General features: G+C 30.4%; 17 protein-coding genes. 11 read left to right on the forward strand and 6 right to left on the reverse strand.

What is annotated here, in order from left to right:
- The first annotated feature begins 3 nt into the window (after positions 1–3).
- The 3 genes from IPK06_12225 to IPK06_12235 are packed head-to-tail and all read left to right on the forward strand — an operon-like array spanning position 4 to position 2,262.
- Positions 4–747 carry an SdiA-regulated domain-containing protein gene (locus tag IPK06_12225; GenBank protein ID MBK7980737.1) on the forward strand — a complete coding sequence of 248 codons (744 nt, stop codon included), beginning with the start codon at positions 4–6 and terminating at the stop codon, positions 745–747.
- Positions 744–1,583, forward strand: a complete 840-nt coding sequence (locus IPK06_12230) for a hypothetical protein (GenBank protein ID MBK7980738.1) — start codon at positions 744–746, stop codon at positions 1,581–1,583. The genes IPK06_12225 and IPK06_12230 overlap by 4 nt, the downstream gene beginning before the upstream one ends.
- Positions 1,576–2,262: a DNA alkylation repair protein gene (locus IPK06_12235; GenBank protein MBK7980739.1), complete on the forward strand. Its 687-nt coding sequence runs from the start codon at positions 1,576–1,578 to the stop codon at positions 2,260–2,262. The genes IPK06_12230 and IPK06_12235 overlap by 8 nt, the downstream gene beginning before the upstream one ends.
- Here the strand turns inward: IPK06_12235 and IPK06_12240 are convergent.
- Complete coding sequence (locus tag IPK06_12240; protein ID MBK7980740.1) at positions 2,259–2,516, reverse strand: hypothetical protein; 258 nt, start codon at positions 2,514–2,516, stop codon at positions 2,259–2,261. The genes IPK06_12235 and IPK06_12240 overlap by 4 nt on opposite strands.
- 362 nt (positions 2,517–2,878) lie before the next feature.
- On the opposite strand from IPK06_12240, the gene IPK06_12245 reads away from it, so the two are divergent.
- From IPK06_12245 to IPK06_12255, 3 genes are read left to right on the forward strand one after another with little or no spacing between them, the layout of a single operon-like run.
- Positions 2,879–3,808: an ATP-binding cassette domain-containing protein gene (locus tag IPK06_12245; GenBank protein MBK7980741.1), complete on the forward strand. Its 930-nt coding sequence runs from the start codon at positions 2,879–2,881 to the stop codon at positions 3,806–3,808.
- The gene (locus IPK06_12250) at positions 3,801–5,069 is read left to right on the forward strand and encodes an ABC transporter permease (GenBank protein MBK7980742.1); all 1,269 of its coding nucleotides are present in this window, start codon (positions 3,801–3,803) and stop codon (positions 5,067–5,069) included. Before IPK06_12245 ends, IPK06_12250 begins: the two co-directional genes overlap by 8 nt.
- Before the next feature lie 22 nt (positions 5,070–5,091).
- Positions 5,092–5,253, forward strand: a complete 162-nt coding sequence (locus tag IPK06_12255) for a hypothetical protein (protein MBK7980743.1) — start codon at positions 5,092–5,094, stop codon at positions 5,251–5,253.
- Positions 5,254–5,271: 18 nt separating this feature from the next.
- On the opposite strand, the gene IPK06_12260 is transcribed toward IPK06_12255, so the two are convergent.
- Positions 5,272–6,207 carry a YitT family protein gene (locus tag IPK06_12260; protein MBK7980744.1) on the reverse strand — a complete coding sequence of 312 codons (936 nt, stop codon included), beginning with the start codon at positions 6,205–6,207 and terminating at the stop codon, positions 5,272–5,274.
- Between the two features lie 275 nt (positions 6,208–6,482).
- On the opposite strand from IPK06_12260, the gene IPK06_12265 reads away from it, so the two are divergent.
- Positions 6,483–7,841 (forward strand): DUF4139 domain-containing protein, encoded by a 1,359-nt coding sequence (locus IPK06_12265; GenBank protein MBK7980745.1) that lies wholly within the window; start codon positions 6,483–6,485, stop codon positions 7,839–7,841.
- Positions 7,842–8,176: 335 nt separating this feature from the next.
- On the opposite strand, the gene IPK06_12270 is transcribed toward IPK06_12265, so the two are convergent.
- The 4 genes from IPK06_12270 to IPK06_12285 all read right to left on the reverse strand — a co-directional run bounded on the left by IPK06_12270 (position 8,177) and on the right by IPK06_12285 (position 16,902).
- On the reverse strand, positions 8,177–10,561 hold the full coding sequence (locus IPK06_12270; GenBank protein ID MBK7980746.1) for an alpha-glucosidase C-terminal domain-containing protein: 2,385 nt from the start codon (positions 10,559–10,561) through the stop codon (positions 8,177–8,179).
- Positions 10,562–10,635: 74 nt separating this feature from the next.
- The gene (locus IPK06_12275; GenBank protein MBK7980747.1) at positions 10,636–12,216 is read right to left on the reverse strand and encodes a GMC family oxidoreductase; all 1,581 of its coding nucleotides are present in this window, start codon (positions 12,214–12,216) and stop codon (positions 10,636–10,638) included.
- Between the two features lie 8 nt (positions 12,217–12,224).
- Positions 12,225–13,046 (reverse strand): ParA family protein, encoded by an 822-nt coding sequence (locus tag IPK06_12280; protein ID MBK7980748.1) that lies wholly within the window; start codon positions 13,044–13,046, stop codon positions 12,225–12,227.
- An 85-nt stretch (positions 13,047–13,131) separates the two neighbouring features.
- Positions 13,132–16,902 carry a lamin tail domain-containing protein gene (locus IPK06_12285; GenBank protein ID MBK7980749.1) on the reverse strand — a complete coding sequence of 1,257 codons (3,771 nt, stop codon included), beginning with the start codon at positions 16,900–16,902 and terminating at the stop codon, positions 13,132–13,134.
- A gap of 238 nt (positions 16,903–17,140) precedes the next feature.
- Between IPK06_12285 and IPK06_12290 the strand changes: the two genes are divergently transcribed.
- The 4 genes from IPK06_12290 to hutH are packed head-to-tail and all read left to right on the forward strand — an operon-like array spanning position 17,141 to position 23,426.
- Positions 17,141–18,484: a SpoIID/LytB domain-containing protein gene (locus IPK06_12290; protein MBK7980750.1), complete on the forward strand. Its 1,344-nt coding sequence runs from the start codon at positions 17,141–17,143 to the stop codon at positions 18,482–18,484.
- 42 nt (positions 18,485–18,526) lie between these two features.
- Positions 18,527–20,596: a BatA and WFA domain-containing protein gene (locus tag IPK06_12295; GenBank protein MBK7980751.1), complete on the forward strand. Its 2,070-nt coding sequence runs from the start codon at positions 18,527–18,529 to the stop codon at positions 20,594–20,596.
- Positions 20,597–20,602: 6 nt separating this feature from the next.
- Positions 20,603–21,871: a GTPase HflX gene (gene hflX, locus IPK06_12300; protein MBK7980752.1), complete on the forward strand. Its 1,269-nt coding sequence runs from the start codon at positions 20,603–20,605 to the stop codon at positions 21,869–21,871.
- Positions 21,858–23,426, forward strand: coding sequence for a histidine ammonia-lyase (gene hutH, locus IPK06_12305; GenBank protein MBK7980753.1), 1,569 nt, complete (start codon positions 21,858–21,860; stop codon positions 23,424–23,426). The genes hflX and hutH overlap by 14 nt, the downstream gene beginning before the upstream one ends.
- The last annotated feature ends 3 nt before the right edge of the window (positions 23,427–23,429 follow it).

Consider the following 23,429-nt stretch of genomic DNA (forward strand, 5'->3'; position numbering starts at 1 on the left):
ATTATGAAAAATATATTATACATCTTTGCCGCTATATCAATTATTTCATTCACAAATTTTTGCCGTTCAAATAACGCCGAAGGTATAAACGGAAAAATAAAACCAATTTCTCAGAAAAAAATAAATGTGCCGGAACCTTCGGGATTATATTTTAATGAAGCTAAAAATACTTTATGGACAGTCAGCGATGAATCGAGCAAAATTTATAATATTGATTTCAATGGAAACGTTTTGAATTCTTTTTCAATTAATGGTTTTGATCTTGAAGGCATTACTTTTCTTAATGACACAACTATCGCAATCATATTAGAAAGAACAAGAGAAGTTGTTTTTCTAAATATTTCCGGCAAAGAAATTTCAAGATTTTCTTTGGATCTATACGGCAAACCAAATTCAGGTATTGAAGGAATTGAATATAATCCTAACAATGAACATTTATTTGTTGTAAATGAAAAAAGTCCGAGTTTGCTTATAGAAACCGATTTAAAAGGAAACATCCTTTCAAAAAAGAAAATCGATTTTGCGAAGGATCTTTCGGGCTTATGTTATGATAAAGAAAAGAATGAACTTTGGATGATAAGTGATGAAAGCAAAGCAATATTTAAATGTTCTACGGACGGAAAAGTAATTCAGAAATATGAGGTGGATATAAAACAAATTGAAGGAATAGCGATTAATTTTTCTCAAAAAAAATTATATATAATTTCCGATCCGGAAGAAACTCTTTACTTATTTGATTTGCCATGAAAAAGTTTGTAATTTCTATTGTTGGAGTACTTTTTATTCTGTTCCTTTTTTTATTTTGGGGCGGAAAGGTTTATACAAAATACAGCATCAAATCGGAAATTGCTGATCTTAAAAGTCAAGTCGATTTTAAAAGAAAGAAATATTTTAATTATTCTTTAATTGAAGTACAGCCGAAAATTATACAAAAATTCTTTAGGGCAGTAATCGATGACAGTTCGCAAACACCTAATTTTATTACGTTAAATCAGTCAGGCAATATTAAAACCGAAGAAAATTCTAATTGGTTAAATATAAAATCCATAGAATATTTTACAGCACAAAAGCCTAATTTACTTTGGGATGCGGAGATTGGCAATTCAAAATTTTTCTGGATTGAAATTGTTGACAGCTACTTAAAGAACAAAGGAAATACTTTAATAAAGATAAATTCAAGTATTACAATTGGTGATTCTTGGGGAATAGAAATCGATAAATCTAATTTGTTTAAATATTTATCGGAAGCTGTTTACTTTCCGACTTCATTGCTTCCAAGCAAAAATTTAATTTGGAATATTCTTGATTCAAACTCAGCCGAAGTAAAATTTACAGACAAAAATACTTCCCTTGTAGCAAAAATCTTTTTCAACACAAACGGCACAATAAAAAAAATTGAAACGTTAGATAAATTCCGCCCAATGAACAACAATTATAAAGAATCGCTTTTTACAATTTATTTTTTTGATTATAAAAAACATAGTTCGTTTTTAATTCCTACATATTGTGAAGTTGAATGGGAATTGGAAAAAGGTAAATTCAAATTTGGAAAGTTTAAAATTGACGGCATAAAATATGAGTAATGAATTTTCAATTGAAGAAATAATCAATATTCTTAAACAAAATAAAAATTCAAAAAATGTTGAGGGAATGGCAAAGTTTGGAATTAATCCAAAATTTGCTTTTGGAATTTCAATGCCTTTTCTAAGAAACTTTGCAAAACAAATCGGTAAAAATCATAGGCTAGCAATTGATCTCTGGGAAACAAAAATTCATGAGGCAAGAATTCTTTCAACTTTAATATCGGATCCAAAGCAGCTTACAAAACAACAAATGAATTCTTGGGTAAAAGATTTTAATTCATGGGATTTATGTGACCAGTGCTGTATAAATTTATTCCGTAAAAGTGAATTTGCGCTTGAGAAATCTCACGAATGGATTGAACGAAATGAAGAATTTGTAAGGCGTGCGGGTTTTGCCTTAGTCGCAACTTTGGCGGTTCATTCAAAAAATTTGACAAATGATGATTTCGAAAATTACCTAAAAAAAATTGTGGAAAAATCTGATGACGAACGTAATTTTGTAAAAAAGGCTGTTAATTGGGCACTACGTCAAATTGGAAAAAGAAATATTCAACTAAATAAAAAAGCTATTGAAGTTTCGGAAAAACTAATAAATTCCTACTCCAAATCGGCAAAATGGATTGGGAAAGACGCATTTAAAGAATTAACTTCTGAAAAGGTTATTTCAAAAATTAGCTAATCAACGCTCAGCTCGACTAATTTCGAACTTACTCCGGGTAAAACGGCGACTTTTCTCGTTAATTCATTTTTTTGTTCTTGTGTTCCGTGTAATTCTAATATCAATAATCCTTCATCGCTGCAATTATCTAAAACTCCATCATGAATTCCCAACCTAGTTTTAATTATGCATCCCCAGCCGGTTAAAATCTGTTGAACTTTTACAGCTGATTCTTTTCTGTTTCCAACTAAAATAACCAATATTGATTTTGCCATTTTTCTACTAAAATTATTTTATAATTATAAAAATAATTAACTATAAAATAATATTTCAAAGTATTTTATTATATATTTTAATGTGTGAAGTTAATTACTTAATTAAGGAGTCAAATTATGATAAAGATAATTGAGACCGAGAGTGAGAACCCAGTTTGTCCGCACTGCAACAACGAGATTAAAAGTATTTTAGCAAAAAGAGTTGAATCCACTTTAGGTGTAAGGTTTATTTATTTTTGTCAGTTTTGCAAAAAGGTTCTGGGCGTTTCACACCGTAAAGGATTTTGGATGGGTTAATTTAAAACTTATAAATTAATAAAACGTCTTAAATAAAACATTTTCTAATAAAAATAGTAATTAATATGAATGCACTTGAAGTTAAAAATCTTACAAAAACATTTAGCGGAATTACAGCCGTTGACAACGCATCTTTCGAAGTTCCCGAAGGATCGATTTTTGGATTAATTGGAAGAAACGGCGCAGGAAAAACTACTACAATTCGTATGATGATGAACATTTATTTGCCTGATTCCGGTGAAGTAGTTTTGCGCGGAACAAAAGTTGGTCAAGATTTCAAAGATAAAGTCGGCTATCTTCCAGAAGAAAGAGGACTTTATAAAAAGATGAAAGTTTTAGACACACTTTTATTCCTGGCTGAAATTAAAGGTAAAATGGGGAAAGAATTAACAAAAAAAGCTCTCGATTATTTGGAACGTTTTGATCTTTTGAATCGTAAAGATGCAAAAGTAGAAGATCTTTCAAAAGGTAATCAGCAGAAAATTCAGTTCATTTCCACAATTTTACACGATCCCGAATTTATTATTCTAGATGAACCATTTTCGGGTTTGGATCCAATTAATACAAATCTATTAAAAGAAATCATCCTTGAAGAAAAGAAAAAAAATAAAGTTATAATTCTTTCAACACATCTAATGGATTTTGCGGAAAAAATGTGTGATCATATTGCAATGATAAATCAGGGAAAAATTATTCTTAACGGATCGCTAAGCGAAATCAAGAAAAAATATTCGCAGAAAAACGTGAGTTTAACTTACGAGGGTAATATTTCATTTCTGCATAATAACCCGATTGTTAATAAGATTTTTGACTACGGAAATACAACCGGAATTAGGGTAAACGATTCTTCGCAAATACAACAGTTATTAAAATTGCTTGTTGAAAATAATATAATAGTAAAGAATTTCAGCGCAAATGAAATTTCATTACAAGAGATTTTTGTTGAGTTAGCCGGTAAAGTTGAAGACGAAATTTTGGAGGTTAAAAATGTTTAATTATAGAATTATCGGATTGCTTAGAAGAGAACTAAAAGAGAAATTACTTTCAAAAGCATTTATTGGAATGACTTTAGCTATTCCCGCGTTGATGATTTTAATTTTAGGCATGCAGATGTTTTTATTTTCATACGAAGGCGATGAAAATACAAAATTAGAATTAATTACTGAATCTCAAAATCTTACCAACAGCTTTAAAAACGAATTTCAAGAAATTCCATTTATAAAAAACAATTACTACCAATTTGAATATTTAACAAAATCTAAAGACGAATTAAAAAAATATTTGGAAGAGAAAAAAACTGATCTGCTTGATGAAAAACTTGCCGCAATTATTTTCATTTCGGATTCTGCACAAAATTCAAAGAAAATTGAATATTATTCTAAAACGCCGAATAATGCCACTATAACAGAAAAGCTTAACAGTTACGTAAATAAAGTGCTTGTAAATAATTATTTTCAGCACAAAAATTTGTCTGAAGCAGATTTGGATTTTGCAAGAACAAGAGTTGATTTTACGGGATTTAAAATTTCCGAAGATCAAAAAATTGAAAAAGAAGGATACGGAAATTTAGTAGTTTCTTATCTTTTCACATTTTTATTATATATCAGTTTAATAATGATGGGACAAATGACAATGCAGTCAGTAATGGAAGAAAAAGGAAGCAGAATTGCTGAAGTTTTACTTTCATCTGTAAGCAGCAAAGAACTAATGACCGGGAAAATTCTCGGTGCATCGATAACCGGTGTTTTTCAAATGGCGGTTTGGCTTATTCCATTAATACTTGTAACTTTTACAACAATTTTTACTTTGCCGCCGGATTTTTCGTTCAGTATTTCATTGGGACAAATAATTTATTTATTATTTAATTACTTTTTAGGGCTTATCACATTTTTAGGTTTATTTGCAATGATCGGCGCTATTTTTGAAAATTCTCAAGACGCTCAATCCGGAATGTGGCCTATTTTGATGTTGATAATGATTCCATTTTTTATCGCGATGTCGTTAGTCAGAAATCCTGCCAGTCCAATTGCTTTAATTGCTTCAATGTTCCCTTTTGCTTCAATAATTGTTATGCCGGCTCGAATGACAATTGTTGATGTTCCAATTTGGCAGTTTGTGTTATCAATAATTATAAGTATAGCAACAATCATTGTTATTTTTCCATTTGCGGGAAAAATATTCAGAGTAGGAATTTTAAGAACGGGAAAGAAACCTTCTTGGGCTGAAGTCATGAAATGGTTAAAGTATAAATATTAATGTATTTATTTTTGGGTGAATTGTGAAAAGTAAAATATCCATAATTGGCTTTTTATCTGTTTGCATTATACTTGCCATTTTATTGCTGACAAAAATAATTTCACCAATGGTTAGTTCAGTAACATTCGCGATATCATTGGTGATTTTCGGATTGTACAATAACAAATTTAAAAAATCAAATTAAGTTTATTTTGAAATGGTTTTAGATCCTTCTTCTAAAACCATTTCCTAAAACTTCATGCACATTGTTTATAATTACAAATGCGTCGGGATCAATGTTATAAATTAATTCTTGTAGTTTACCCAATTCTTTAATTGTAACAACCGTTAAAATTACTTCTCTTTCTATGTTTTGGTATAGTCCTCTTGATTTTATTGCCGTAGCTCCCCGACTTAATGTATTTTGAATCGCATCTTCAATTTCGGTAAACTTATCCGAAATAATATACGCGGCTCTTGCGTAATCAAATCCGTCAATTATTACATCAATAATTCTTGCTGAAACAAAAAGCAGAAAAACAGCATAAAGTGTTAATGAAAAAGCGGGACGGTTTGTCGCAAGATCTTTCATTTCAATAATAAATCCAGCAATTGCAATTACAAAAAGATCAATAAACATTATTGCTTGTCCGGGTTTTACGCCATACTTTTTCTGCATAATTGCGGCAAAAATATCTGAACCGGCAGTTGTTCCTTTGAATTTAAAAATAATTCCAAGTCCAATTCCTAATAACGCGCCGCCGATTAATATTAAAAACAAAAAATCATTTGCCTGTAAATCCTTTATTGTTTGAGTATTTTGAAGTTTGATCCATTCAAGTCCGGGAATATCACCTCTGAAAAGATCAATAAAAATTGAGCTTAATGTAAAACCATAGAAAGTTCTTAATCCAAAACTTTTACCAAGTTCTTTTAATCCCCAGATATATAATGGAACATTTAAAATCCAGATCATTAATCCAATCGGTAATGTATTTCCGCTTAAATAATGAATTGCCATTGCTAATCCGCTTACTCCGCCCGGAACTACTTGAGCATCGACAAGAAAAACACCAATTCCTATTGCCATTAAAGCTGAACCTATTGCTATTGCTACATAATCAATAATTGGATATTTTCCATTTAATATTCTTACCATAATTTCACCTAAACTTTAATTACTTTAAAAGACTAAATATATTTTATATAAAAATGACTGCTTTTTGTACGCATAGTAAATTAAACTGCGAATTCAAATTAAATCATTTGAAATGATCTAACAAAATTTTTGTTTCAAAATTATTCTGAAATAAGACAATCAATTTGATTAAATTTTATTTTACATTCGGCAGATGTTGAATCTTCTTGAGGAACATTTGTAACTTTACTTAGTTTAATTATTTAAATAATTAAGATAAAATACAAGGAACTAATATGAAACAAATAGCATTATTAATTTCAGCTTTAACATTAACTTTACCAATAATTGAGAATGCGCAAGATAACAATCAGAAAGAAATTGCGGTTACTGTTTATAACAATAATTTGGGAGTAATAAAAGATACTAGGAATATCAATCTTAATTCGGGTTTATCAAAAATTTCTATAACAGACGTAGCACAATATATTGATCCCACATCAGTTCATATTAAATTTGACGGCGAAGTATTAGAGCAAAATTATCAGTATGATCTTGTAGATTTAAATAAAATTCTAATGAAATATATTGATAAAAATGTACAGATGATAAATGAAAATAATGAATTGGTTGAAGGTAAATTATTATCAGCTCTTGGCAATCAGATAGTATTGGAAAATAAAGAAGGTGGATTAGTTATGCTGCCAAGTACGGAGAAATACCGATTTAACGTTGGAGCATTACCAGAAGGTTTAATTACTAAACCTACATTAGTTTGGCAGCTGAATTCCAACAAGTCCGGAAATCAAGATGTGGAAATTTCCTACCAAACTCATGGAATGAATTGGCATGCTGAATACGTTGCTGTATTGAATAATGATGACAAAAAATTAGATCTAAACGCGTGGGTAAGCATTGAAAACAATTCGGGTTCAACTTACAAAAACGCAAAATTAAAACTTGTTGCCGGTGATGTAAATATGGTTAGGGATCAGCGACCATTGTATAAAGGACAAGCATTTGAAAGTGTGGCTATGGATGCTGCAGCTCCTCAATTTGCTGAAAAGGATTTTTTTGAATATCACATTTATAATTTACAAAGACCAACAACATTAGCCCAAAACGAATCAAAACAAATTTCACTTTTCGAAGCGCAAAATATAGATGCTTTAAAGAAATATATTTATAATGCCAACGGATACAACTCAAACGGAAAAATAAACGTAATTGTAGAATTTCAAAATAAGGAAAATCAAAAACTTGGAGTTCCAATGCCCAAAGGCAAAGTGCGAGTTTATAAATCTGACGGCGAATCAATTGAATTTATTGGTGAAGATCTAATAGATCATACACCAAAAAATGAAACAATAAAATTAAAAATTGGCGATGCATTTGATCTGTTGGCGGAAGAAACGCAAACCGAACACAAACAAATTACTAATAAAATTTACGAACAGACTTTTGAGATTAAGCTGAAAAATAGAAAGAAGGAAAATGTTGAAATAGAAGTCGAAAGATACTTAGGCTTAAATTGGGAAATATTGAGCAAATCACATGAATTTAAAAAGAAAAACGCTCAAACAATTACTTTCAATATTCCGGTAAAAGCTGATGGCGAAACAACGTTAACGTATAAAGTAAGGTATTCTAATTAATTTTAATTATTCAGGAAAAGCTCACAGATTCGACCGATCAAAAAAGTTATTCGTTTCAATTGGTTTAATCTGTGAGTTTTGTGTTTCTATAAAATAAATCGGAACTCGTTTCTTCCATTTTCTTTTCCGAATTATTATCCAAGAAAAATTCTATTGCTTCTTATTTATCTTTGGTTTTAGGTTTTTAACTCAGCAATTGCTTCATAAAATGTAACTGAATTAAATGTACCTTTCCTTTTAATCGATGGTTTAGTATTCAAAATTACTGAAGCGGCAATCTCACATATAATAAAACTAATAATGTAAAATAATGCGAATGTTTCTGAAACAAATTTTTAATCTAATTTTATAAATTTCCAATTTTCATTATTTATAGAAACACTTAACGTATTATTATCAATTTTAATCGTATTCCCGTTTGTTAAATCCAAAGCAGCGCTAATATTATAAAAATTAGGAAATTGCAGAGAAAGATTTTTAACTGTTTTACTTTTATTTATTATCACTAAAATTCTTTCATTAAAATCTGATCTAACATAAGCGTAAATATTTTCATCAGCTTGTAATGTGTAAAAATCGCCGTAACGCAACGCGGAATTTTCTTTCCTTAGGTGAATAATCTTTGAAACTTCTTTAAGTGTACTTTTTTCATGCTCGTTTAATTGATTTCCGAATCTCATCATTCTTCTGTTATCAGGATCCGAAGCGCCGCTCATTCCAAATTCACTGCCGTAATATATTACCGGTAAACCTGGAATTGAATTTAAATAAGACATATACAAAATCAGTTTCTTATAACTTTCCGGATTATCAACTATGGGCGGATTATTCCAACCTTCTTCAATTGCGCTCCATTGACTTACATCCAAATCTCCATCGGCATAAGCCATAAATCTGTTTTTATCATGGCTGTCCATAATATTTCCCATTAAATTATTTACGCCGTAAACGGAAAATGTTTTACTCATTTCTTTATCTAAAGTATTGAACGATGAATTTTCTTTAATAAATGTCGGCAGGGCGGCGTCATATAAATTAAAATTAAACTGCGATGTAAGCTGTCCGTTATTTACATATGAGCTAATTAGTTCATAACTTCCAAATGTTTCACCGATTTGGTAAACTGAAATTTTTCTTTCTGGTGAAATTTCTTTTCTGATCTTTTCATTCAGCTTTCTCCAAAATTCATTTGGCACATGTTTTACCGCATCATGGCGATATCCATCTGCATTAGTTTCTTTTAGCCACCAAATTGCTACATTGGTCATTTCTTCAAGCGCTTCAGGTGAAGACAAAAAATCAAATGAAGGCAAGTAAGGTTCAAACCAAGTCGTTAATCTATACTCGTCCCAAAACCTAATATTCAATCTACCATCAGGAAGTTCAAGCTGACCAAACCAATTTTTATTTTTTTTGTAATAAGGATGCTGTATATGAACATGATGTGAGACAAAATCCAGTAAGATCTTAATTCCTTTCTTGTGAGCAATTTTTACTATTTCTTTAACTTCTTCAAAGTTTCCGAAATGTTCTTCAGCTTTGTATGAATCTATTGGCCAATATCCGTGGTAACCGGAGTAATATCTGTGCGGAGCTGGAAATTCTTTATATGCCTCACTCGGATTATCAAAAACCGGTGATATCCAAATTGTGTTAATGCCAAGTGAATCAAAATAACCGTCATTTAATTTAGCGATTATACCTTTAAAATCTCCTCCCATATAATTTGCTTTTTGTGAAAGCGAATCATGTTTAATTGGAGAATTGTTATTTGGATCTCCATCATTAAATCGATCAATCATCAGCGAATATATTATCGCGTCATTCCAATTAAAAGTTCCGTTATCTGCCGGTTTACCATTGTGTAATTTAATTGTTTGAATGTTTGATACTCTTCCGCCTTTTGAAACGGCAACTCTCAGTATCTGATCAGCAAGTTCATCATAATTGAAATTAAAACTAATATGATTTCCATCGATGTTAATTTTATTGGAGGTTATTTTTTCATTATCAAGCAGTGCGTAAATATTATCGGTATTAAGTTCCTCGTTTAAGCCGTTTTCCAAGTAAAATGAAAAAGTCGACAATGGACTTTTGGTATAATATTCATCTATGTGTAAATAAAATTTGAATGAATTTATATCTTCAATAACTCTTATGGAATTATAACTTCCCATTCCGTTAGATATTTTATTTGGATTTTCAGGATCTTCAATTTCAACGCCGTCTCCATAAAATTTATATTGATAAATACCCGGTTCCAGCGCCGCTTTTGCTGTAAATATCCCGTCTCCGTCAATATCTGTCATTTGCAATTTTGTTCTGTCCCAACCGTTAAAACTGCCGAACAATGTTAATTTTTCATATTTTTTATCCGGCTTAAAATTAAATTCATAAAATTTTTGTTTTTTACAAATAACAGGTATTTGATATAAATTTTTATCAGCTTCAAACTCTAAAAATGTCATACCTTCAAAAGATGTATCCGCATTTAAGTATAATATATTATTTTGGCTGGTTACTTTAATGTTTATGTTTGGAGTAAATTTCAAATTATAATTGGGATAATAAAAAAGATCGCTGATTAAAACTGAATCTGAATTACCCGATTCTATTTTTATAGGTTGAATAATATCTTGGATTTTGGATTGCTCAGATTGACAACCGATGTAGAACAACGAAAGACAAATAAAACAATAATAAACAAATTTCTTTTTCATACAGAAACCTTAATTTCAAATAGAATTGGTTAAAATTAACAAGTGAAAAATGAAAATAAAAGTTAAATAGCTTTTTAATTTGGGATAACTTTTTTCTTCGGAATTTTGCTCATTGCTCTTTCGGATAACGCTGTAATTGTTAGTGACGGATTCACACCGGGATTTGCGGAAATTGCGGAGCCATCGCAAATGAATAAATTATCATAACCAAATATTTTATTATTTTTATCGATAACACCTTCAGTACTATCTATTCCCATTACAGAGCCGCCTAAAATATGCGCCGTTGTGGGAATTCCCAAAATTGTTTCTGAAGCCAACGCAACAGGCAACCCGCCGACAATCTTTGAATAATCTTTAACTAATTTTCTTGCTTCAGGTATAAACGCGGTTGGAGCAGTTCCTTCCTCCAATTTGGTTTTCATTCTAAACAAACCTTGTTTAAAACTTAGAGTGCTATTTAAAGTCTGCATAAAAAGAAGAATTTGAGTCTGCTTTGCCCAGTCTCTTACAAAATAAACTTTTAACCAATTTATAGGATGAATAATAATTTCAACGAGAATTTTTAAAAAACGAATAGCGAAATTTTTTCCATCAAGCATTGGCATTAGCTGAGTTCTCCAAAAACCTGAACCCGAAGGATATCTTACAGTTTCAATATGACTGAACTTATCCGTATGATATATTGACCCGATCGCAATTCCTTTGGAAAAATCATTTTTTTTATTTGTAGATGTTACTCCAAGAAGGCTTTCTGAATTTGTTCTTATATTTTTCCCAACTTTATTAGATAGATTTGGCAAAGAGGAATTTTTTAACTTTAACAAAAGTGGAATTGTGCCTAAAACACCGCCGGCAAAAACAACACCGTCACATGTAAATTCACCACTCTTCTTAAAAAATTTTACAGAAGATTTCCATTTAATTTTATAAGCATTTTTGTTATTTGCAAGAATTGGAATAACATCACTAACTTCTGCTTCAGTCAAAAAATCAGCGCCTTGCTTTCCTGCTAAGTATAAATAATTTTTATCAAGAGTATTTTTCGCGTTGAATCTGCAGCCAACCATACAGCCGCCGCAAAAAGTACAGCCAGATCTTTCCGGACCTTCACCATTAAAAAAAGGATCGGGAATATTTTTATTGGGTTCGCCAAAATATACTGCAACTTCGGTCGGTTCAAATTTTTCCTCTTGATTATTTTGTTTCGCTAATTTTTGAAGTGATAATTCGCCAAATTCAAGTCTTGGATTTTTTTCAACTCCAAGCATTTTTCTTGCGATTTGGTAAAAAGGAAGTAGTTCTTCTTCCCAATTATTTAAATGAGACCACGAAACAGATTCGAAAAATTCCTTCTTAGGAATTGGCAGAGTATTTGCGTAAACTAACGATCCTCCGCCGAAACCGACTCCGGATAGAATTCCCACGTGTTTATAAAATGTAATTTTAAAAAACCCGAAAAATCTTAGTGCCGGAATCCACAGCCATTTTTTTACATTCCAATTTGTTTTAGGAAAATCTTCAGTATTAAATTTTTTCCCTTTTTCAATTACAAGAACTTTATAACCTTTTTCACTTAGTCTTAACGCGGAAACTGATCCCCCAAAGCCGCTTCCAATAATTATGAAATCATAATGACCATTAAGTTCTTTCATAAGTTCAGTTAAAGTTCGTCTAAATTTTCAGTATCTGAAAAACTTTGAAATGTATCATTATTTAAAGAATCATTCTTCTCAATTATTTCTTCGGCTAATTGCATATAAGCTTTTGAAGATCTTGCTTTTGGCTCAACGATAATAACAGGATCCTTTTTAAAGGAAGCAACTTCTGCAGCTATATTTTTTGGAATTGCTGTTGTCAGCATATAATTCGGATATAAATTATATAATTCCTTCTTTGCTTCAAATGACGCTTTTGTATTTATTTCGTGCATTGTCAAGAAAATTCCTTCAACGTGAAGATTAGGATTTCCATTTTGACTAACCGCCTTTATTCTGCTTAATAATCTTGGTATGGGCGCAATGGAAAACATACTTGATTTTACCGGAATTAAAACCGAATCACAAATATTTAAAACATTTGTGGTCATACCCACCAAAGTTGGCGGGCAATCAATAATTACGAAATCATATCCGCCGATAAACGGTTTAACTTGGTGCTCAAATAATTTCGTATCATTATTAAATTGACTAAGGAAAAGCTCTTCTTCATATGAAACATTTTTAAACGGCAATATATCAAAATAAGGATTTTCAGTTGTATTGATCGCTTCATCACAGCTTTGGACATAATTTAAAACATTAAACAAATTTCCAATTTCCGGATCATCCGGCAACCCAAAAGCAATTGCGCATTGATTTGAAGGATCAGCATCTATTAATAAAGTTCTTTTTTGTTTGCTGGCTAAAGCGATTGATAAATTTACAGCGGAAGTGGTTTTTGCAACACCGCCTTTGGGCATTGCTAGAGCTATAATTTTTGCCATATTTTTCCCAGTTTTTTGGTTTGAAGTTTATGATTTAACAAACTTACAAAAAATAAATGAATTTACTTGTGAGCTGTTAGTGTTTTTACAATTTTCTTGCTACTACTACAACATCTTTCAAGGATTCAACGACCGAATTTCGCGTATTTACAGCTTCGAACAAAACAACATAAATTCCTATTTTAAGCGGATTTTTTTGATCGTCCAAACCGTTAAACATTATTTCTCCGGAAGAACCGGAAGATAAATTGTTTGCTAGATTTCTTACTATTCTGCCTTTACTGTCGTATATCCGTATTCTAATCTGTGAAATAGGTTCCTTTAAATTATAACTGATTATCGAAAAATCTTCGTGTCCGTCATTATCAGGAGAAAATGGATTTGGAAATATTTTTAATTTTGCTCTTGATACTTCTTTATCAATAAAAATTGAATTTTGCTTGCCCGGAGTTCCGCCAAATTTATTAACACAGCTGCTCCAATTAAAGGATTTTATCCTTTCCATTTCCACATTTATCAGCTCCAACGAAATATTTTTTACATCTAAAAAAGCTGAATTGTGCCAAGTCGATGAATAAAAAACCGAATCAATAATTTTGTTTCTGTTATCTATCAGATAAATATTTTTACCGGTATTTGTCAAGCCCAATGAACTGACATTTTTAATTTTCTTATTTTCAAAATATGGCAGCCATGAATAATTTTGAATTATCAAAGAATCGGCCGATACCACGAAATAAGTTTTATTTCCGAACATAAAACTGTAGTCGGAAATAGTAAATAAATTTTCATCAATTTTAATTTTCCATCCGCCTAATTCTATCGGAATTCCTTTGGTGTTGTATATTTCAATAAATTCCGAATTATTTTCACTTGGATTAAACATTATTTCCGTAATTATAATATCACCGAAATCATTTGGGGTGAGGCTTTCAATCGAATTGCTTTTTCCCGCAGTATTTCCAATTGAATTTAAGCAATTTTGCCAATTTGATTTATTAAAGGATTCATTTTGTAAATTAATTCTCTCCAATGAAATATTTATTTCAGCATCACCCGAATATTCATATTTCATGCTGTCTATCATTACTTTTCTGTAATCGTAAACAGCAACTTCATCTTTTTCATTATTAAAATTCGGAAGATCCGTGTAAATTGGATTAATGTCTTCATCAAAAATTATTTGGGAATTTTGTTCCGCGAGTACGACAAATTCATGCGATGGAATTTTAAAATCATTTTGTGTTATTATTAAGTCTTGACTTCCATTACCAATTAACCAATTTTTTAAATTTATAGTTGAATCGCTGTTGTTGTAAAGTTCAATCCATTGTTCATTTGAGAAATTTGTCCTTACCATAATTTCATTGAGCAATAAAGTAAATTGGTTAAATCCCGCAATAATATTTTTTTCAATTGAATTATTAACAATATCTTCATCGTTTTGCAGTTCTATTTTTGCGGAGACTGCCAAAGTATCACTAATCTTAATTTGATTTTTTGTCATTATAAAAACAGAATCGAAATCTTCAATTTGATTTATTATTATTTCCTCGCACAGCATTTGCTCAACATAAAATTTCACCTTTATGTCTTTTGCCGTTTGTTCGCCGTAGTTTTTTAATAATAATTTGAAATTTACAAGCTGATTCTTAATTGGGTTTTGCGGAAATGAATTTAGACTAATTAAAGCTACATCAATTAACTTAGGGGAAATGCTGTTTACTCTTCCCGGAGTGCTTCCATCAATATCTACAGAATAACTCCAATTATTTACATTTACCGAACTTATATTTTTAGCAATTCTTTCAATTGATTTTCCGTTTCGGCTTATCTCGTTCGTATAAGAAACCGAATCTATCGTAATTCCTCTATTATCTTTAATTACAACACCATCAGCATCGTTATTCAAATTTGCAAAATTACTTATTAATATTTGCGATGGAATAATTTTGTGATAATCAAATATTGAAGAATCTTTTGTTATTACCAAAAATTCTTTGGGTTCTATATAATAATTTACCATGTTTATTAAATTAAATGTCGGTTTGGTTAAAACGTCACCTATCATCCAATTATTTAAGTTAATTGTATAATCCGAATTGTTATAAATTTCAATCCATTCCGGTTCATCATTCTGCGGAATAAACATTATTTCATTAATTAAAATTGCTGATCTGCCATAAGCCGGAAATATAGTTGAATTTAAACTATTATTTGTTGTGTCATCGTCATCAGCATATAATTTAACCAATATATTCTGAACGGAATCTATCACTTTAATTTTACTTTTAAACTCAATAATAACCGAATCGGAAGGCTGAAGTAAACCAGGAATTGACGTTTCAACTAAAGTCTTTGACTGTAAACTATCTTCAAATAAAAACAGCTTATTATAAAACTCTACCTCTTCTTTACCAATGTTTTTTACTCTGCACAATATTTTCACGCTATCATTTATTATATAGTTTTCCGGTAAAATTGAAATTGAATCAATAAGTAAATCTTTTTCTTTTTTTGAAATACTGTTAATAAATCCCGGTGTTGGATATGTACTTTGTCCCCAATTAGATTTTTCTGCAGAACTTTCATTTTGATCTATTCTTTCCAATGAATTTCCGTTCGTTCCTCCCCAATCAGAAAAATATTCAACCGAATCAATTATTCTATTTAACGAATCAGTAATAATTATTTTGTCGCTCGAGTTATTAAGTGACGGAAGATTTATTATCGCGGCATTTTTTACATCCGGATATTTATTGAAAAATGAGCTGTCATCAACAAAAACAAAATATTCATTCGGATTGATAAAAATATTTTCTAAAATTTCTACAGTTGTTGTTTCATCCGAAAATTTATAACCGAATAGACCCAATACATTCCCGCTTTTATTATAAATTTCAACCCATTCGGGTTCGTCATTTGGTGGAGAATGCATTATTTCATTTACTATTATGTATGATCTTTCATATCCCGGATAAATTTTTATCCATTTGAAATTATTAATTGTATCGTCATCAGTAATATTAAGTTTTATTAAAAACTGCTGGGAAGTTTCCTTGAATGTTGCTGCGTAAATAAATTTATGAGCAACGGAATCATTTGTTTCAAGTTCATAAATTTGAGTTTCTTCTAAAAGATTATCCGGCTGATCATCAAGATTAAAATCATCGAACAATTGAATTGTAAAATCACATTTATTAATTCCAACATTTTTAACTTTAACCGTAAAATTAATAGTATCACCAAAATTTGTGCTGCTGAAAGTAAAATTCGCAAAATCAATTTTAACATCTTTTTCTTTTGGCGATACAGAATTTATTGCTCCGGGAGTTCCATCAAATAAAATTGAATTTTTCCAGACTTGATCAATACTGCTTACTTTTTCATCCGAATAACCGGATGAATTATCTGCGGAGTATAAATAAGAATCAATTGTATCATTTGCCGAGTTAAGCAGAAAAATTTTTCTATCACTTGAGTTTGCCATTCCTGTGCTTCCGAATGAATTATCATCCAAAGTGAAAATTAAGGCGTCTTCGGGAATAATACTTTTATAAATTCCGTTTTGAAAATCGTAATCGGCTTCCATAATTAACGCATATTGATTTGGTTTGAGTAAATATTCATTTGAAAGAGAAATTATTCCATCCGGGGCTGAAGTATAATATTTTATCTGAAATCCGCTGAGATCAATATTGTCTGTTTCGGATGTATTTAGAAATTCAACAAACTCAGAATTTCCCGCGGATGGCGCGAACATTATTTCGGTAAGTTTTAATTGACAGATTACAATTTGATTTGAAGAAACAATTAAAAAAGAAAAAATTAAAAATATTTTCAGTGATTGTCTCAAACGCGTCTGATTTTAATTGATAAATTAACTTCACCGCCAGGTTATCCTTAGTTTAACAATTTTATTGTAAATATTCAAATTAATTTATCAATGATATTCAGGTTTTAAATATATTGAATTTTATTTCGCTTTTTCTTAATTCAATAATTTTTGGAATTCTCCTTAAAGAATTTTAATTGCATTTGATATGTGCGTATATAAATAGTATTTTTTATTTAATAAATTTCTCAAACATTAGATGAAAAAAGAACCAAACGTTAATGTTGCAATATTATCTGAAAATTCCATTGAATTTATTCTATATGGCGATTTCTCCGCAAATTTTTCCGAAGATATTTTTAACGGAAAAATTTCAGCGGTTTGTGCCGATAATAAAATAATAATCCGCACAATTTCGAATGAGTATTCAGAAACGGAAGAAATTATTTTTTCTCCAACGGATGAAAACTCCGATACATTTTTACTTAAAAATGTAACAATCGGATTGCATTTTCATTGGGAGCAAAAACAAAATCAGCAGTTTGCGGGAAAATTAAAATTAATAATTAGTGATGGAAAACTTACCGTAATCAATATTGTTCCCGTTGAACAATATCTCAAAAGTGTAATCTCATCAGAGATGAGTCCGACAAGCTCATTGGAATTATTAAAAGCTCACGCAATTATTTCTCGTAGCTGGCTATTGGCGCAGATGGAAAATAGATTAAAAGCTAAAATAAAAAACAAAAATATCATTATTGAGAATAATTCTGAAGATGAAATTATTAAATGGTACGATAGAGAAGATCATAGTTTATTTGATGTATGCGCCGACGATCATTGTCAGAGATATCAAGGAATTACGAAAAATTATGCACATAATGCAGATTCAGCGGTAAAAGCTACAACCGGTTTAGTTCTTTGGTACGGCAATAATATTTGCGATACCCGTTTTTCTAAGTCGTGCGGCGGAATAACTGAAACTTTTGAAAATGTTTGGGAAAATGTTCCCCATCAATATTTAAAATCTTTTGTTGATTATAAATTTGAACCTGATGGTTATAAAACGGATTTGGTTGATGAAGAGACGGCGTTTAAATGGATAAGCAATTCGCCCGTTTCATTCTGCAATACAAATGATCCAAAAATTATTGAACAAGTATTAAATAATTATGATCAAACCACAACGGATTTTTACAGATGGAGCGTGAATTATACGCAAGATGAAATCTCGGAGATTATTAAAAAGAAAAGCGGAATTAATTTCGGTAAAATAATTGATTTGATTCCCTTAATGAGAGGACATTCAGGAAGAATAATAAAATTGAAAATTGTTGGAACATTAAAAACATTAGTTGTTGGTAAGGAATTGGAAATTAGAAAATATCTTTCATTGACTCATTTATACAGTTCCGCATTTATTATTGAGAAAGAAAATATTGAAAATAATATTCCGTCAACTTTTAAACTCATTGGAGCAGGTTGGGGACATGGAGTTGGATTATGTCAAATAGGAGCAGCCGTAATGGGTGAAAAAGGTTACCGTTTTGATGAAATTCTTCTTCATTATTTCCGCGGCGCACAAATTAAAAAAATTTACTAATATTTATTTTCCAACTTAATGAATTATTTAATCGGCATATAAATGATTTTTCTTAACCCTTCAATTCTATTGGGTCTGCTTGCGGCATCAATTCCGCTGATTATACATTTGCTTAATTTTAGAAAACTAAATAAAGTTGAATTTAGTTCGTTAAACTTTTTAAAGGAGCTTCAAAAATCCAAAATAAGAAAGATAAAAATTAAGCAGTGGCTGCTTTTGTTTTTAAGAATATTATTAATCATTTTGCTCGTACTTGCGTTTGCAAGACCAACACTCGAAGGAACAAATATAATCGGCGCGTCATCAGCAAAATCTAGTTCAGTGTTTGTTTTAGATAATTCACCAAGTATGTCCTATGTCGCTGATCAAGGTTCATATTTTAACCAAAGCAAAAAGATAATTAAAGAAATTATCAATAATATTGATGATGGAAACGATTTTTATTTTATTACAACTTCTGATTCAATCAAGAATACTAAAAATAAAACTAATGCCTTAAATATTTTAGATGATTTACAAATAACGCAGTTAACAAAACCTTTATCCAAAGTTATAAATAACGCGAAAACTGAATTATTAAATTCGCAAAACATTAACAAGGAAATATTTATTTTTTCTGATTTTCAAAAGAGTACTTTTCTGAAAAGTGAAAAACGTTCATTTAATTCTTCTATAGATGAAAATATTAAATCTTTTTCATTTGATATGTCTGAAGATGATCCGATAAATACTTCAGTTTCAAACCTAAAATTGAATAATTCAATTATAGAAATAAATAAACCATTGAGTTTTAGCGTAAATGTTTCGAATTTCTCAAATACTCAAAGTAATGATCAGACTGTTTCACTTTTTCTTAATGATCAAAGAGTGGCGCAGCAAACAATTGCGTTGGGTCCATATCAAAAAAAGAATATAGATTTTGAAACGACTATTAATTCAACAGGACTAATTGAAGCTAAAGCCGAAATTGAGGATGATAATATTCTTCAAGATAATCTATGTTATCTAAATTTCGAAGTGTTGGAAAAAATCAATATCCTTTTAATATACAATGAAGTGAATGATATTAACTTTTTGGAAAGCGCCATTAATACTGCCGTTAATTCCGGTCAATTTGAATTAACGGAAAAACCAATTTCAACTCTTTCGTATATTGATTTGAATAATTACAATATGGTTTTTATTGTTACTTCCGGAAATATTGAATTTCAAAACATAAAAAAATATTTAAGCACAGGCGGTAATATTGTTATTTTCCCAAATTCAAATCCCGATTTAGCAAAAATGAATGAATTATATAAAGAAATAAATTTGCCGGGAATTCAAAAAATTATTTCTGTCGATAACAAAAACACAAACTTTGCGGAATTTGAATCCATTGACTTTTCACACCCATTGTTTCAAAATTTATTTTCAGAAAAAAAACAGCAAATTGAATCACCTAATATTTATAAATATCTAAAATTAGAAAGTACTCAAAATGTTAAAAATATTATTAAGTTAAATGATAAATCCATTTTTTTAGGTGAAACAAATTTTAATAAAGGAAGAATAATATTTTTCAACACAGCTCCAAATCTTGAAGGCGGTAATTTTCCTTTAAAAAGTATTTTCGCGCCATTAATTACGAGAACAGTTTTATATTTAACAAAGAACCAAAACGAAAATAATATTTCTGTTGGTGAAAATATTAAATTACCGGTTACAGATTTTAATTTTCCAATTCTTGAAATAATCGCGCCAAATAAAAAAGAGAAAATTAATTTGCAAAACAATGACTCTGAACTTCTAAATTTTTATGAAACCGAAAATGCCGGAAGTTATAAATTTTATAATAACAAAGATCTTGTTGATTTTGCCAGCGTTAATTTAAATCCCATAGAATCTGATTTAAGAAAAATGGATTTAGATAGTTTAAAGGGTTTTTATGAAAATTTATTTGATCAGAATTATACTTTAATAAATAAAAATGAAAAGTATATTGATAAAATAAGAACCGCCAGGTACGGTACCGAATTATGGAAATTATTTTTATTATTAGCATTTTTAACCGCCTTAATAGAAATGTTTGTTGCAAGAAGTTCTAAAAAAGATTTAATGAATTTAAACTAAATTAATATGATTGAAATAACCCAAAAAATAATAGATAGAGCAATTCTTGTCGGACTAAAAACTAGAGAAATTTCCAAAGAAAGAATTGATGAACATTTACTTGAACTTGAAATGTTAACCGAAACAGCCGGCGCGGAAACTATTCTGAAAATTGTGCAGGATAAAACTAAAATGGATTCCGCGTTTTATGTTGGAAAAGGAAAAGCCGAAGAAATAGCCGAACTTGCGGAAATGAATGACATAAGTTTAATTATATTTGACGATGATTTATCTGCAACACAGTTAAGAAATTTGGAAAAATTAATTAACAGAAAAGTTGTTGACCGTTCCGGACTGATTTTGGATATTTTTGCTCAACATGCAAAAACCAACGAGGCCAAAACACAAGTTGAACTCGCGCAGCTGCAATATATACTGCCAAGACTTACAAGAGCGTGGACTCATCTTTCCAAACAATACGGCGGTGTTGGAACAAAAGGACCCGGTGAAACACAAATTGAAACCGATAGAAGAATTATTAGAACCAGAATAAGTTCACTTAAAGAAAAATTACAAAAAATTGAATCGCAGCAAAAAACAAAAAGTCTGGCTCGCGAAGAACTTTTAAAAGTTACAATTGTAGGCTATACAAACGCGGGTAAATCAACTTTGTTGAATTTACTGACTGAAGCAGCCGTTCTTGCTGAAAATAAACTATTTGCGACTTTAGATTCTACAACAAGATCATTGGAATTATCACCAAAGAAAAAAATTTTAATAACTGATACGGTTGGTTTTATTCGTAAACTTCCTCATCATTTGGTCGCTTCATTCAAAAGTACTTTGAATGTTGTAAAAGAAGCCGATCTTATTCTTCACGTAATTGATATTACAAATCCATTTTTTGAAGATCATATAAAAGTAGTTGAAGACACTTTGGAAAGTCTCGATTGTAATGACAAACCAGCCATAAAGATATTTAACAAAATTGACGCATTGGAAGATAAAAGCAAGATAGATTATGTAAAAAATCACTTCCAAAATTGTATTCTAATTTCCGCAGAACGCGGAATCAACATAGGAAGTTTAAAAGAAATATTTGTTAAGTATTATGAACAGAATTTTGTAACAAATAAAATTCGCACTGATCATTCAAAAGGCAATTTAGTAGCAAAAGTTCATTCTCTTGTCGATGATCTGAAAACAACTTATGATGACTTTGGAATTACTTTGGAATATAAAACATCTAAACAAATTCACGAACAAATTTTGAGATTTTTCAATGCCAATAAATAAAAAATTAATAATTGACGGAAATAGTTTAACATTAGAAAAAATTGAATTTTTCCTTAATGAAAATCCCCAAGTTGAGTTAAGTAAAGATTCTAAAAATAAAGTTATTCGAGCAAGAAAATTAATTGATAAATGGATTGAGGAAGAACAGGTAATTTACGGAGTTACAACCGGTTTCGGCGAATTTTCAAATGTTAAAATATCCAAAAAAGATATTGAAAAACTACAGGAGAATTTAATTGTAAGTCATTCTGCCGGAGTTGGAGAAAATCTTCCTCCATTTATTATTAAAATTATGATGCTTCTTAGAGCTAACGCTTTGGCAAAAGGATTTTCCGGCATTAAACTTTCTTCTTTGGAATTACTTTTGAATTTTATCAATAATAATATAATTCCCGTAATTCCATCACAAGGATCAGTTGGTTCAAGCGGTGATCTCGCTCCGCTTTCGCATTTGGTACTTTCATTAATAGGAAAAGGTAAATCTCAGAAATTTGATTTTGTTAACAGTAAGACAACAAGTTTTACTAAGCCGGTTTCGACAAAAAAATTATTAAGGAAACTAAATTTAGCTCCTATAAAATTAGGTGCCAAAGAAGGTTTAGCTTTGGTAAACGGCACTCAAATGATGACGGCTTTCGGCGCGTTCATTTCAATTCAGGCAAAGAAATTAGCATTACAAGCTGATATAAGCGCGGCTTTAAGTCACGAAGCATTACGCGCTACAGATAAAGCTTATGATCTTCGTCTGCATTATCTGAGGCCGTATGAAGGACAATTGAAAACAGCGAAAAATATGCTGTCATTGATTAAAAATAGTGAAATTAGAAAATCTCATTTAATAAATGATACACGAGTTCAAGATTCATATTCACTTAGATGCATACCGCAAATTCACGGTGCTTCAAAAGACGCAATTGATTATGTTTATTCAAAAGTTGAGATTGAGTTGAATTCAGCAAATGATAATCCCATAATTTTTCCTGAAGAAGGAGATCATATTGAAGGTGGAAATTTTCATGGACAGCCGATGGCTTTAGCTATGGATTTTATGGCAATTGCTCTATCGGAAATCGCAAATGTAGCTGAAAGAAGGATTGAAAGATTGGTTAACGGTCAGTTGAGTAATTTGCCAAGATTTTTGACTAAGAAGGGCGGATTAAATTCGGGATTTATGATAGCTCAATATACAGCCGCTTCTTTAGTTTCGGAAAATAAAACTTTGTCACATCCGGCAAGCGTCGATTCAATTCCAACATCCGCAAATCAAGAAGATCACAATTCAATGGGATCAATTGCTTCAAGAAAATGTTATCAAATTTTACAAAATGTTCAAACTGTTATTGCCATTGAAATGCTGACAGCTTCTCAGGGAATTGAATTTTTAAAACCATTAAAATGCGGCAAGGGAACATCGGCAGCATATAAAAAAATTAGAGAAGTAGTTAAACCACTTGAACATGATAGAGAATTACATTTAGATATTCAAAAAGTTTTGAAAATTGTAAAAGATAATTCATTGTTAAATTTTGTTGAGAAAATTGTAAAGTTAAATTAGATT

Source organism: Ignavibacteriota bacterium (assembly GCA_016713565.1).
In the GTDB taxonomy this organism is placed as follows: Bacteria; Bacteroidota; Ignavibacteria; order Ignavibacteriales; family Melioribacteraceae.